The organism is Synechococcus sp. N19, assembly GCF_900474045.1.
GTDB lineage: Bacteria > Cyanobacteriota > Cyanobacteriia > PCC-6307 > Cyanobiaceae > Parasynechococcus.
Genome location: NZ_UCNR01000012.1, coordinates 1 through 14,033, shown reverse-complemented (window position 1 = coordinate 14,033; position 14,033 = coordinate 1). Strand labels below are relative to the sequence as shown.

Below are 14,033 nucleotides of genomic sequence, written 5' to 3'. Positions count from 1 at the left end.
GGCGTCCCCATAAATTGGTTGGGACTGAAGACTCGACGTGCCCACCGCGCTAGACGCCATTCGAAAAAAAGCCCAGGAGGCACATGCCCAGCAGCAGTATTTGATCGCTGAGAGACTTTACCGTGCCCTTCTCGAAGAGGAGGCAAACCTTGACGATGTGATCAACCTCGGCGCACTCCTGCGCAGCCAGGGCCGCCTGAAGGAAGGTTCAAATTTTTATCAGCAATGGGTGAAACATTTTGGACCCGATAAAAGTTTGATTCTCAACGCGTGCAATTGCTGGAACGACAACGACGAATCCCATTTAGTTCTTCATTACTTAGAACCTCAGTTACGCGAAGGTCAGATCTCACGCAACCTGACACTGTGCGTTGCCGATGCACTGCATCGGCTCAACCGCTTCAAAGAGTGCACAACCTTGTTACAGCAATGCCTTCGCGGTGAAGCCGATGACAAGCAGATTTGGATAAGGCTGGGGCTTGCCCACGCAAAAAACCAGGCTCTACCTGCAGCCCTAGATGCCTTCACGCAAGCCAACCAGCTCGATCCAGATGATTTAGAGATGGTGGCCAACCGAATCACCATCCTCAAAGATCTCGGTCAGTTCGATAAGGCCGAGGCGCTGATCAAGCAGCTCAGCGATGAGCAACAACTCCAGACGGACGTGGCTCAAGCAACAGCGGGATTATGGGTAGAGCAGAACAAACTGGTTGAAGCGACAGGCCTTTTCCAACAAATCTGCCAACAGAGTCCTGACATTGCCAACTATTGGCTCAACTGGGCTTCTGCGCTACGCGGGTTACGGCGCACAGTTGCGCCCTACCGCGTGCTTCAACGGGGATTGTGTTATGAGCCAAGCAACACGGATCTGCAGGAAGCACTGCAACAAATCCTGGCGGAAATGGCCCGTCCCGAAGCAGCGGCGCGCTGCCGTGAACTCTGGTCACGACCCGACGAACAATTAAAGGCTAGCTACCTATTCAGCCGGCAATTTCTTGGGATCGGCACAGCACCAAGCGATAGTCAGGAGCTTGCCACTCAGGCCCGCAGTTGGGAACAACGCAGCCAGCGGAAACAACTATGCCCCCTATGGCCCGACACCATTCTCGAGCCGCTGGAAGGTCGCAAACTTCGAGTGGGCTATCTGTCTGCCGACCTGGCAAACCACCCGGTTGGGAGATTCCTGCTGCCCATACTCAGCCATCACAATCGCGAGAAGGTGGAGATATGGGCCTTGAGCTGCGGATCTCATGACGACTGGATCACCGATCACATCCGCCAACGGGTTGATCATTGGGTGGATTTACGATTTGGAACAACAACGCAATGCGCTCGCGTTGTGGCTGACATGCGCTTGGATGTGCTCGTCGAACTTGGAGGATTTACGGGCAATTCCAAGCTGGAGCTGCTCTGCCACCGGCCTGCGCCGGTGCAACTGAGTTATCTCGGCTATCCCGGACCTACCTACCTGCGCTGCATCGATGGCTGGGTGGGGGATGCAGTGCTCTTTGAACAACTCAACCCTGTAGACCGCAGCGCCCATCCTCTGATCAAACTCGAGGGAGGATACATGGTTTTTGACGGTGGCGGTGAACTACCTACGCCGAAACGGACTGCAGGAAAGCGATTCCGCTTCGGGAGCTTTAACCACGCCCGCAAACTGACGCAGGCAACTATTGAACTTTTCTGCCAGGTAATGGAGGCCAATTTAGAGGCGGAACTGGTCCTTAAAAGCATCAGCTTCTGTGAAGCAGCTGAGCAAAAGCGAATTCGCAAGCGTTTCGAACAGGCAGGGCTGGCAAGTGAGAGGCTGGTTCTGCTTGATTGGGTGGAAGGGGGCCTCAACCATCTCCAGCGATATGGAGAAATCGATGTGGCTTTAGATCCTATTCCTTATGGCGGTGCGACAACCACCGCAGAGTCATTGTGGATGGGCGTTCCGGTGGTCGCGCTGGCGGGCGATGGCATGGTGGGGCGATTGGCAGCCAGCCTTCTCGTCCATGGCGACCAGTCAGATTGCGTGGCCCACGACGTTGACAGCTATGTGGAAATCGCCAGTGCTTTTGCACAACGAGGTCTTCGCGATGAGCATGAACGACTGAGGCTGCGGCGTACTGTGCAGAACTCTGCACTGGCCGATGGACAGCGACTCACCCAAGAACTGGAACGGCATTACTGGTCGCTAAGGAGAAAAGTCAGGCCCTGCTGAGCGCCTGAACATGCATCTCACTGAAGGCAGCTTCAAGATGATGCATTAGGTCTGCAGCATCACCCAATGGGCTGCTCTGAAGCTGACCACGCCAGTAGCCGCGGTTGGCACGGAACTCCGCAACGCGGGTAGCGTGTTCACGCGCCAAATTGATGTAGCCGGGACGATCCTGAGCAATCCAGTCGGGCATGTTGGCACCGGCAAGAACGGACGTACTCATTCGACTGACGTAATGAGATCCCGCCAAGGTGATAGTGGGAACACCCATCCATAACGCTTCACAGGTGGTAGTACATCCACCATTGGGAATGGGATCAAGGGCGATATCAATGTAGGCATATTGCTGCATGTGTTCCGTAGGCCCTTTAGTTAACGAAAGCCAATCCACCCGCTCAGGATCAAGGCCCTGACGCAACATGCGGCGGCGAAGGAGGCGCTGAGTGTCGAAATCCGTCTGGCTTGACGCTTTTAAAACTAGACGGGAACCAGATACTGCATCCAACACTTCAGCCCAAAGCCTCAACGTGGCATCAGATAGCTTGCGGTTGTGATTAAAACTTCCAAACCGGATTGGACCAGACGGGGCCGTTGAAACCGATATATCGGCTTCAGGAAGTGGTTTTTGTGGCGTCCAAGCCAGAAATGGTCGCTGCAGCCTAAAAAGCGTCTCAGTAGACCATTCCGTGTGCCCCGAAGGAAACAAATGAGAGTCCCCGAGCCAATAATCCATAGACGCAAGCCCGGACGAGGCAAAGTAGCCCAAATAATTGACCTGAACTGGAGCCAGTCTTGGATTTAAGCCTGCAATAAAATTCCCACCAGTCCAACCCGAAAGATCAATAACAACGTCATATCTATTACCACGAATCTCTTGCAAACGATTATTTCCTGCAAGACCAGACACATCATGAACTTCCATACCAGGAATTGAGCGAAATAGATTGCAATAGGATTCCTTCCTGTGCTCTACAAGATTGACCATCACATGTTGATGGCTCAATCGATTTGACTGCGAAGAAAACCAACCATAAAGGAAGCGAGCAACAGGATGATAATTACAATCCCCCGTCATCCAAGCAATACGCAATGGAGATGATTTATCGCACTTTTCTCTAAAGAGATCTTTTTTACTTTTACGTAGCCCCAAGAAGCCAGGTTGAGCTTGCAGGGAATCAACCAAAGATTGCAGATGAGCCGGATACCTTTCAGACTGAATGCTTGCAAGCTGCATCACTAAGTTTGCTTGAAGATGAGGCTCAGTCGCAATATTTCCGCTGGAAATTACTGGATTTAAAAATCTCATCCAGTCCGCCTGTCCATTCATCTCGTAGGTTGCCAACTGGTTACACAGGCTGATTGAAGTGGGCCTAATACTTGCAGAAATCTGCTGGAGCAGTGCTGAACGCTTGGCCAATCCAGGCTGCCTCTTATAAAGATTTAGAGCTGTAAAATGATATAGTATTTCAGGATGTTCACCAAATTTAGATAACGCTTCAAGTGCACAAGGCATGACATTTACTGCATCTTTTCCTTCAATCATATGATTGAGAAGTTGACGATAATACCCGATATGCCGTGGGCAACGATGCAGCTGTGAGAGCAATAGTTCTATCGCTGCATGCTCACTTTCTTTTCTTGAAACCAGAGATGCTCGAAGCATCACCATTTCAGGGCACAAAAAATCAGGTAAACCGCTCAGCATTTCTTCCGACTTGGACAGCTCACCAGCTTTAAGGTAAAAATCTGCCTTGCATAGTTGGAGCAAATATGAATGCTCCAATCCTGCCCAAAGCTCAGATGGAGCCATTGCAACTGAATGAAGATCATTTCTATGCAACCAAGCCAAAAGAGTTAAAACCCTTACTTCCAATCTCGATGGATTTTTTTCTCTTAGTGCTGCCAAGACGGAACCAAACGCTCGCTGATCAAGCCGATTAAAAGCAAGCCAACACAATAAAATCTCGCATTCCTCTTGTTCTTCATCTTTGCGTGCAATCTTTAGAAGCAATGCTGACTGAATATCCAAAGGATCAGCATCTGAACGGATGGCGACGGCCAAATCTTTCAGGGCCGACGAGGCTGTGAGAGAGGATTTGCTCTTTAGATCACCAGCAGCGAAATCATAAGGCCAGGAAGCAGCAATATCTTCAAACAAAAAAAAGAGGGGCCGAAGGCCCCTCAACTTTAGTTCATCTCCTGAAAAGAGAAGATGATCACCCAAGATCAGTGATAACAGAGGAGCTCACGGTTGTGAGTGTGAAGCCAAGCGTAGATGCCTGACCATTAGTCGCAACCGCAGAACCTGTCAGGCCGCTAACGAAGATCGATGCTGCCCCAGTGGAGAAGGTGATCAACGAAGTGGAGGTTGAGAAGGTCATTCCACTTGTTGCACCGTAGGAAGAGTCAACCGCGATGGTCAAATCAAGTGTTCCAGCAGCACCTGTACCCACGTTGGAGAAGCTGATGGTGTCAAGACCACCGCTAGATCCGAAGAAGTAGGTGTTGGAAAGGGAGCCGGTGTTGATGACGTCGGTGCCCGAGGTGAAGGCGAAGGTCACACTGTCATTACCAGTACCACCAACAATGGAAGCACCAGTGACTTCGTTGGAATAACCCGTGAAGTTGACAATGTCGTTGCCTGCACCAGCAACGATGCGGGTGTTAGTTACACCAGAGTTGGTGAGGTTGATGGTGTCAGCACCAGAGCCACCAAGCAAGGTGGATCCGTTAACACCACCAGACACACTGATCAGAGAATCGCCAGTACCACTGAGGTCAACATAACCAGCGGTCATCTTACCTGTGAAGGTGGCAGAGTCAGCACCAGCGCCACCAAGAATGGTGGAGTTGTTGAAGGCAGCAGCACTAAATGTGTCGTTACCGCCGCCACCAAGAATGGACGAAGCATTGACACCACTCAGAGAGAAGGTGTCGTTGGAAGCTCCGGCAGTAATTGTGGAGCTAATCAGAGATTGAGCAAGTGCGAGAGAGTTCGCACCTTCACCACCAACAATGGACGAGTTGGAGACACCAGCACCAAAATTGAAGGTGTCGTTGGAAGCACCACCGATCAGCGTGGAAGCGGAGATTGCACCGGCACCAGTAAACAGAGCAACGCCAGTGCCAAGGTCGGCGTAGTTGCTGGTGTTGACGCCATCAATCAACAGGGTGTCAGCACCGGCAGCACCGTAAACAGTGGAGCTGGTGACAACTGCCAAGCTGATGCTGTCAGCACCGCCAGCGGTATCGGTCGCGGAAGCATCAGCGAAGATGCTGACATTGGCTGCGTTAGCAACCGAGATCAAGTCAGCACCAGTACCGGCGTAGAAGGAGGTGCCAGTAGATGCAGTATCACCAGCACTGGAGGTGCTGATGAACATCGTGTCATTGCCACTTCCGGCGTTGACAGTAGAGCTCACGAAGGAGCCATTGAGAGACAACGTATCGGTGCCAGCGAAAGCGTTGAAATCAACGTTGACGATTTGGTCGGTAGCTGCAGAACCGAAGAGGATGGTGTCAGCACCCGCACCGCCATAAACCGTTGAGGTTTGGAGAGTGGCAGCACCAATACTCAGAGAATCCTTACCGGTCAGAGTGCCGGTTTCGTCAGATCCAAGAATTGTTGAATTGAGGATTGTTGTAGCGCTGAGTAGCAGCTTGTCCGCGCCACGGTTTCCAGCAAGCCAGCTGCTGGTAATGGAAGAGGTGGTAGTAGCGCTGAGCTGGTCAGCTCCTTGACCGCCATAAATGGTGCTGGAAGCGATCTCAGCACCCAGCGTGAAGGTGTCATTACCACCGTTACCCTGAAGCAGGGAAGAGGCAGAAACCTTGCCAACGATGTTGATGGAATCAGCTCCATCAAGGGATGTGTCGTAGACAAATCCACCACCGCCGTAGACGCTGCCGCCTTTGACGACAGAGTCGAGCTTCATAGTGTCGTTGCCCAGATTGCCGGACACGACTGAGCCGGTGACAGAACCAGCGACAGAAATGTCGTCAGCGCCCTGGCCTCCAACTACAGAGGAAGAACCCTGGACTTTGCCACCGACATACATTGTGTCGTTACCACCATTGCCCTGGATGGCAGATGCGCTGATGGATCCTGCGATGCTGATGGTGTCCGCACCATCCAAAGAAGTGGCATCTGAGAGATTGCCACCGTAGATAGTGGAATTATTGAAATCGTCGGCCTTGAAATAGATGCTGTCAGCACCCAGATCACCAGTCACATAAGCACTTGCACCCTTGCTGATCCAGAGGGTGTCATTTCCATCACCACCAGAGAGGGTGGAGGTGTTGAGCGAAACGGTGATGCCGAGAGAGTCATTACCGCCCTTGCCGTAGACAGTTGCTCCGTCGGCGTCGGCATTGAAGTTCAGGGAGTCATTGCCAGATCCCAGATCGACAATGTCGTTGCCCTGAGCCCCCAGGACGGTGTCATCGCCCGAGAGGGCGGAAAAGGAATCTGCTCCTGTGCTGCCAATAAGGGTATTGGCGGAGTCAGTTCCGGTAATGGAGTTGTAGCTCGAAGTCATCAGGAAGAGAGCTGTGGTGGGTGAGTTGATGGTCTCCTCACAACCGCACCCACCATGGGGGCGGCGTGTGCCGCATACCTAGGGCATACGGCACAGTATTTATACCCCAACATCCGTGCTACTGCCACGTCTTTGGGCAGTTTGATTACTGTTTACGGACATGAGCGCCATCCAGGCCTCCAAACCCTTTTTGCTGTCGTAGACTCTGCTGGCATGGCGTGCGGCATTGGCCAAAGAGCGCCTCCTAGAACTTGATGTGAGCAGTTCTTCGACTGCATCGGCTTGATGTTCAGGAGAAAAGAAGTCGACCAAAACGCCCGACTCACCATCTCTCAGGACCTCACGCACGGGGGGCGTATCGCTGGCCACGATGCAACAACCGGCGGCCATGGCCTCAAGCAAGCTCCAGCTGAGAACGAAGGGAACCGTGAGATAAAGGTGTACATCACTGGATGCGAGAACCTGTTGATAGGCATCGGTTTGCAGAGCACCCATCCAATGGGTGCGGTCTGGGTCTAATTGGAGATCCTGTTTTGCCCAGTCACCCCAGCTGCGACCATCCGGTCTTCCCGATCCGTAAGCCACCACATCGGCACCCACAATCAGAACATGCAGCTGGGGACGCCTCTGCTGCAGTAGCGCGATGGCCTGCATCGCCTGCGGGAACCCTCGGTACTCCTCAAAACCACGGCTCACATAAGTAAGTACTTCAAGCTCAGGATCCTTTGGCAAATTATCGGGTCTATGGTCCGGCCCTCGCTTAAGGGACTCCAAGGCTTCAACATCAATGCCCTCGTGGATCACATGGAGCCTGGAAGCAAGATGCTCGGGAAACTGCTGGCGCTGCCATTGGGTCGGCACCACACCGATGTCACAGTCCGCAAGTTCTAGGAGGCACTGGGCATTCCAAGTACGCAAACGCAAAGCCCGATCCGGCTCCACCGGGGCCTGCCTGAGAAAATCCACATCAGCACCAACGGCTCGGTAAAACCACTCAAACAGGCCAATTCGTTTGGATTCGGGGAAGGCATCGCTCAGATACAAACCATTCCCGAAACCGACATGACTCAGAATCCAATCAGGGACCCAGCCCTCATCGCGAAGCTGCTGGCAAGCACGAAACACAGCTTGGCCTTCGAGAACACTTGCTTCAAAACGACGAAGATAAGGATGTAGTAACTCCCCTCCAGCTGGACGATGAGTGTCATAGGTAAGGATGCGCATGCCTGACACTGGATCCGGTGCATGCCATTCCCTGCTTTTGGCAATGAATACCACCTCATGACCTTCCTCGACCAAGGCAGGGGCCAAGCGCCGGAACTGGGCTGGGAAGTTGGTGTGGGAAATTAGGACACGCATGCGTTAAGCATGGTTCAGCCCTGCTGAACCAGGGGCTGAGCAAAGATCTGCTGATAAGAAGGCAGCAGCCATGAGGGCAGCTTCTGTTCAGCATCATTAATTCTCATGGTGCCGGGCTCAAACAGAAGCATGGCCACCAAAACAGCATTGATGGCGCCCGAAGTATTAAAACCACCCCCAGTGTCAGGATTCAACTTATATGTAGCCTCATGCTTCTTTTTCTCTTCCGTCGGCGTCATCGCTTCTTTCTGTATACCGGAACGCACCAGCGCCCAGTAACGGTCTCCTAGATCAGTTGCCCAAATACTTTCAAGCTGCTGCTCCGGGCAGCGCTCGATCGCCTCAATCAATGACAAACGTACTTGACGAAGCTCATGAGTAATTTCCTGGTCCTCAGGGTCTATGTAGTACAGATTTGACAGACCAAGGAGGCGGTTCAGCTGGATGCGATTGCCCACCAGTTCCTGAAGTGTGCCAGGAAAGGCCCCGAAGTCGGGTTGAGGAAGTTCGGTAGCGGGCTGAGGAGGCTGCTTGTCTTGATTAGTAATTACCGGCTTCGGCTGCTCATAAATGGCTCGATAGTCTGCAAACAACCATTCAGGCAGTTGGGCTTCAGCATTGGCAATCTGCAACAGCCCTGGAGGAGAATAAAGAAAATTAGCTATCAGAAGCTGGATTGCCATTGGAGCTTGAAACCCCGCGGACAGTCGTTCACCAATGGCATTGCGTAACGAAACCTGATCAGGGCTGAAAACAGTGTCTGGCGTGAGGGAACGAACCATCGCTTTGGTGACGTCACCAACCTGTGAGGACCACAAACTTGGCAACAGATCTTCAGGTGCTGCAAGCCAGAAGGCGGCCACTTGGTCGCGCTGATTGAGGTTGGAGCAACTATTAAGTGTCCAGGGGTTGGTTGGCAGCTGCAGCACGGGTCCCAAGATTCACAAATACGATTTTACCGCTTTCGCAGGCGAGTTCTGAACTCAGCTCTCGCCAGCCAAAGCGTTAGGGCTGCTAGCACCCCACCCATGAGCAGCGGTGCTAGCAGCACCTGGGACACCCAAAAGAGTCCCCGGCTCAGTAGCCAAATCAAAATAGCTAGATAGGGAGCGATGCAAAGCACAGGAAACAGCCAACGCTGCCAGCGGCTGGTGATCAACAGATGTCGCAGGCGTATCCATCGGGAGAGCTGAGTCATGGGGTAGCCACCTGCTCAACACAGTCAAGCTGTTGATGCTTGCAAACCAAATCGCTCTCCATTTGACCTCGCTCTGAATTAGGTAGCGACTCAGCCAGAATCTGCCAGATGAGAGCTCTTTGCTGCCGTACCGCCGGCGGTAAGCACTGCAGTGTTTCAGAGCGGGCTGGTATTGACTCTGAGGTATGGGAGGCAAAACGGGCAAACACACGCACAGGATCGAGCTGAGGACTGACCGGTCTGGGGCAATGGGCATCAGGAGGTGCTTGGCAGCGGCGCTGCTCTAGTTCCGCAAACAACTTTTCATGAGCCGCCATCACCAGTTCAGGTGCGAACAATTCACGGGCCCGACGGGCTGCCGCAGCACCCATTGCCCTGGCCATAGAGGGTTGACTCAACACCGTAAGCAAAGCCATTTCAGCCTTCAACAGATCGAGTTGCACCAACTGAGCCAATGCACCAGCGACGGCGGGGAAGCCCTGAATCCCTGTGAATTGCTGCCATCCCAAAGGCACTGAAACCCGAGAGGCCGATGTGGCCCAAGCGCTGGGGATAAGAAAGCCATCTACGCCATCACGCACCAGATCGCGGTATCCGCTCCAATCGGATGCCACCAGCGGCAACCCGGCTGCCATCGCCTCAGCCACTGCCAAGCCAAAAGTCTCCTGGGCGTTATCCACCAAAGAAACGGCCACATCAGCGGCGGCCAGAGCCTGTCGCTTGACCTCTTCAGAAACCGGCTCAGCACCACCGAGGCGCAAAAAACGGACTGATGGACACAACCGGCGTAGGTTCTCCAGATCCTCATGGGGTGAAGGCTTATCGTCAGGACCGCATTCAATGAAGACCACAGGCCGCCGAAGCTCGCGTGCCACCCGCTCCAACACAAGGTATGTGGGCCAGGGATCAGTCTTGGTGAGCAGAGAGAGTCGGCCCAGCCAGAGAACCACGGGGTGGCCAGGTGCAATGCCTAGAGACTTGCGAGCCTGAAGCTTGCTGAACTTGAAAGGCTCAAGGCTTTCGGGCGGGAGCGGCAGAGGGATTACCGGCAAGTGGGGGCGCTGGCTGCGAAGCAGGGCAGGGGAAGCACCGGTTCGCCACTGGAGTTGCTCTTCGCGGGCATCCAGGACCTGCTCAACCGCATCTCGACCGGCACGACTGCTACATATCAGCGCATCCCAAGGCTGAACAGGCTCGGTAACTAGATCTTGAAGATGCCCTAGTGCCGCAGGTGTAGAGAGGGTATGGATCTGACCTATCAGAGAAAAAGCCGCCGATCCAACTGGTTGACGCCATTGGGCCCAACGGCCAATCGATGGATCGGGCAAAAAGAACCCACCCCAGGCCCTGCATGGCTCTGGATCAAGCAACCCCAAAGGATGAAGTTCACCAGTGAAACCCTGGCACTTCAGCCAGGGCTTCAGCTGCTCGAGCTGAGCAGGAACTGCATGGGCCAGGGCCATGGGCCTGGATCCAGCCTGACGAGCCCAGCAGCGAAGTAGTTGCTGACCAGCCCAACGGCGACCGTTTAGCTCCCCACCGCCTGGCAGCAGGTCACCGCTGGTGATCAAGACAGGCAGGGATTGCAAAACCATGGGTGAGGATGTGACATCAGCTTATGGGCCCAAACCGAGCACGATGCGGTTGCTGCTGATCACCAACCTCTATCCCCCCCAAGAGCTGGGAGGCTACGGACGCTGCATGTCGGACTTTGCCTGGGGACTGCAGCAGCGCGGGCACACTTTGCAGGTGCTTAGCAGCGATGCTCCCTACCTAGGACCTAGCAGCGCAGGACCGAGCGCCGAACCGGTGGATCGGCGACTGCGTTTAAAAGGCAGCTTTCAAGGGGGAGTGCATCAATTGCAGGAGCCAGCAGCCCGGGCGGCTATTGACGCCAATAACCGGGCCCTCCTGAACCACTGGCTCGAGCAGGGATCCTGGGATGGAATCCTGCTGGGCAATCTGGACCTGCTGGGCACGGAGCTGCTCGACCCCCTCCTGGCATCGGGCCTGCCCTTGCTCCATCACATCGGCTTTGTGACACCACCGTATCCACCCGAGCAGATGCCAGCCAAAAGCAGCCGCTATCAGGTACTAGCCGCCAGTGAGGCCGTGCGTAAGTGCCTAACAGACGCCGGCATGGCTGTTGCAGATGCCGCTGTGGTCTACCCAGGAGCGCGCGTGGATCTCTTCGGTGAAGACAGGCTTGGTCGACCCCTCCCGCCAGCACCAGACGGAACGCCTGGGCGACCGCTCAGGGTGTGCTTCGCCGGTCTGCAAATGGCAACCAAAGGACCTCACACCCTGCTTGAGGCGCTGCTTCAGCTCAAGCAGAAGGGGGTAGCCGTTCACGTGATGCTTGCAGGGGGAACATTTCAAGCCGATTACGCCCAACACTTGCGCCAGTTCTGCTCAAACCATCAACTCAACAGCGAGGTGGACTTCCTGCCCCAGCTGAATCGGGAACAACTGGCCCGTTTCTACCAACTGAATCATGTCTGCGTATTCCCATCCCTCCACCCGGAAGCCTTCGGGATCGTTGCAGCTGAAGCAATGGCCAGCGGTTTGGCCCTGGTAAGCACAGGTATTGGTGGAGCCTCGGAAGTATTTGAAGACGGGATTAGCGGCTTGAATTATCCGGCAGGAAACAGCACGGCTCTGGCTAATCGGCTGGAGCGGCTGGCGGGCGATCCAGCGCTATTAATTCGCCTGCAACATGCTGGAGAGCAGCGAGTGCGATCCCGATTCAGCGTGAACGCATCAGTGCGTCAGCTGGAGTTACTAGTGAGCCAAGCAGCACCATGAAGCCAGCTGTTATCACGCCTTATCACAAAGAAAGCCTGGAGATCCTTAAGCGTTGCCACCGCAGTGTTCTTTCTCAGACGGCAGAGGCCACCCACTTTCTGGTGGCCGATGGAAATAGCAGAGAGGCCATCGATCACTGGGATTGCCAACATCTCTCCTTACCGCAGTGTCACAACAATTGCGGCAACACCCCACGAGCACTGGGTGCGCTAATGGCGGCATCACAGGGGTATGAACCGATTTTTTTCCTCGATGCTGATAATTGGTTCAAACCAAAACATGTGCAGCTGGCTCTGGCACTGCATCAGAACGATCCAACTATTGACGTAGTTATCTCCGGTCGCACAATCGTTTTGGACGACGGAACCTTGCTCAATTCAGCACCCGAAGACGTAGAGCAGCACTTTGCCGACACCTCAACACTTTGCTTGTTTAAAAGAGCTTTCAAAAGTCTTTTGTTCTGGGCGTTGATGCCCAATGAACTCTCGCCCATCTGTGATCGCGTGATCTACGAATGTCTCAAAACGCTCCCCCTGAAACTCCATTGGCACAACAAACCAACTCTGATGTTTCAAAGCCACTACAGCAATCACTATCGGCTGGCCGGCAAAAGCCCTAAAACTCCCCTGCATGATCCCAACTGGGAGCAGCTTCGGGCTGATCTACCAGCCCTTCTTGAGGAGTTCCAGAGCATTACTGGGCATCAGCTCTCTGCCGAGCACTGAGCCTCAATGAGTGACGTCATTGCAGCCAAGGTGAGCCGCTGGTCATAAAGCAGAGCGCGTCGCCGCGCCGCCGCACCGTATCGGGCCCGCTTATCGGGGCTTACAAGCAATTGCAAAACTTCCATCGCCAGCACATCGGGCTGGTCCATCGGAACCAAGCGACCTTCAACGTTGTGATCGATCGCTTCCTCCACCGGCATCCCCTTGCTGCCAACAATGCAGCAGCCACAGGCCATCGCCTCCAACAGGCTCCAGCCGAGCACAAAGGGGTAACTCAGATACACATGCACCCAGCTTGCTTGCAGTAGCGCCATCAACACCGGGTGGGGCACCCGGCCGAGGAAGTGGATCCGCTCCAAATCGAGCTGACCGGCCAATTCCTGAAGCATGCGCTGGCGGAGGGGTGGCCCATCGCCATGACCGCCGCCATAGCCAGCCTCGTTGTCGCCCACGATCAACACCCTCACCTCCGGGTGCTGCTTTTGGATCAAAGGCAAGGAACGCATGAACAGGTCAAAACCTCGCAGACGCTCGAGATTGCGGTTCACAAAGGTGATGGTGGGAACGTTGCGATCGATCGATACGCCGCGCACTTCGAATCTCACGTCAGGTTTAGGGTGGGCCAGACGGGTGTCAATACCTTCGTGAATCACATGTAGCCGCTGGTCACGGAATTCAAGCGGCAGGCTTTCGGCCTGATGTCGGGTAGGCAACACCCAAGACCGAGCAGCAGCAAGGGCGTTGCGGGTCATGGCATTGCGTCCGAGCTGCTCCAATCGGTTGCTAAGACCCGCCTCAGGCTTGAGCGGATCAATTCCATAACCACCATGCTCCGGACGCACCCAAAGCTCGGGCCAGAGGATCTGAGGCACGGTTGGCCACACTTCTTGAAGGCCTAGGGTTTCTCCCCAGCCGGTATGGGCCAGGATCAGATCCGGACGCCAGCCTTCTTGCTGCAACTGCTCGGCAAAACGCGCCACTCGTGAAGCACGCTCAAGTCCCTCATGCCAGATCTGGGTGCCCAAGGGGACGCCCGTCAAAGCCCCAGGTTCCTTGTAACGCAGCACCCGACCCTTGAGAGCAATCGGGCGTTCATGGGAAGCGATCGCCACCAGCTCGTGGCCCCTTTGCTCAAGGTGAGGAGCCAACTGCCTGAACTGTCCTGGAAAATTCTGATGAATCAGCAGCAGCCGCACGCCAAA

At 54.4% G+C, this 14,033-nt stretch carries 9 protein-coding genes; 3 read left to right on the top strand and 6 right to left on the bottom strand.

Going from position 1 to position 14,033, the window contains the following annotated elements; genetic code table 11:
• Positions 1 to 37 precede the first annotated feature (37 nt).
• The gene (locus DXY02_RS08290) at positions 38 to 2,209 is read left to right on the top strand and encodes a glycosyltransferase family 41 protein (protein WP_114988905.1); all 2,172 of its coding nucleotides are present in this window, start codon (positions 38 to 40) and stop codon (positions 2,207 to 2,209) included.
• On the opposite strand, the gene DXY02_RS08285 is transcribed toward DXY02_RS08290, so the two are convergent.
• The 5 genes from DXY02_RS08285 to DXY02_RS08260 form a co-directional block, all read right to left on the bottom strand.
• Positions 2,196 to 4,430 (bottom strand): hypothetical protein, encoded by a 2,235-nt coding sequence (locus tag DXY02_RS08285; protein ID WP_206749635.1) that lies wholly within the window; start codon positions 4,428 to 4,430, stop codon positions 2,196 to 2,198. The two genes, DXY02_RS08290 and DXY02_RS08285, sit on opposite strands and share 14 nt — an antisense overlap.
• Positions 4,423 to 6,744: a calcium-binding protein gene (locus DXY02_RS08280; protein WP_114988903.1), complete on the bottom strand. Its 2,322-nt coding sequence runs from the start codon at positions 6,742 to 6,744 to the stop codon at positions 4,423 to 4,425. The genes DXY02_RS08285 and DXY02_RS08280 overlap by 8 nt, the downstream gene beginning before the upstream one ends.
• A gap of 99 nt (positions 6,745 to 6,843) precedes the next feature.
• Positions 6,844 to 8,043: a glycosyltransferase gene (locus tag DXY02_RS08275; protein WP_244276210.1), complete on the bottom strand. Its 1,200-nt coding sequence runs from the start codon at positions 8,041 to 8,043 to the stop codon at positions 6,844 to 6,846.
• A 74-nt stretch (positions 8,044 to 8,117) separates the two neighbouring features.
• Positions 8,118 to 9,032 (bottom strand): hypothetical protein, encoded by a 915-nt coding sequence (locus DXY02_RS08270; protein ID WP_244276209.1) that lies wholly within the window; start codon positions 9,030 to 9,032, stop codon positions 8,118 to 8,120.
• 265 nt (positions 9,033 to 9,297) lie between these two features.
• Positions 9,298 to 10,896, bottom strand: a complete 1,599-nt coding sequence (locus tag DXY02_RS08260) for a glycosyltransferase family 4 protein (RefSeq protein WP_114988899.1) — start codon at positions 10,894 to 10,896, stop codon at positions 9,298 to 9,300.
• A 43-nt stretch (positions 10,897 to 10,939) separates the two neighbouring features.
• Between DXY02_RS08260 and DXY02_RS08255 the strand changes: the two genes are divergently transcribed.
• Together DXY02_RS08255 and DXY02_RS08250 are read left to right on the top strand one after the other, a co-directional pair.
• Entirely contained in the window at positions 10,940 to 12,106 is a 1,167-nt protein-coding gene (locus DXY02_RS08255; RefSeq protein WP_170951525.1) for a glycosyltransferase family 4 protein, read from the top strand.
• Positions 12,103 to 12,831, top strand: coding sequence for a glycosyltransferase family A protein (locus DXY02_RS08250; RefSeq protein WP_114988897.1), 729 nt, complete (start codon positions 12,103 to 12,105; stop codon positions 12,829 to 12,831). The genes DXY02_RS08255 and DXY02_RS08250 overlap by 4 nt, the downstream gene beginning before the upstream one ends.
• Here DXY02_RS08250 and DXY02_RS08245 read toward each other — a convergent pair.
• Positions 12,810 to 14,033: glycosyltransferase (locus tag DXY02_RS08245; protein ID WP_244276208.1), on the bottom strand; the 1,224-nt coding region annotated here is incomplete at its 5' end. The two genes, DXY02_RS08250 and DXY02_RS08245, sit on opposite strands and share 22 nt — an antisense overlap.

Excerpts from the sequence above, each read along its gene's own strand:
- DXY02_RS08280 (WP_114988903.1), bottom strand. The coding sequence starts at position 6,744 with ATGACTTCGAGCTACAACTCCATTACCGGAACTGACTCCGCCAATACC.
- DXY02_RS08260 (WP_114988899.1), bottom strand. The coding sequence starts at position 10,896 with ATGGTTTTGCAATCCCTGCCTGTCTTGATCACCAGCGGTGACCTGCTG.
- DXY02_RS08255 (WP_170951525.1), top strand. The coding sequence starts at position 10,940 with ATGCGGTTGCTGCTGATCACCAACCTCTATCCCCCCCAAGAGCTGGGA.
- DXY02_RS08250 (WP_114988897.1), top strand. The coding sequence starts at position 12,103 with ATGAAGCCAGCTGTTATCACGCCTTATCACAAAGAAAGCCTGGAGATC.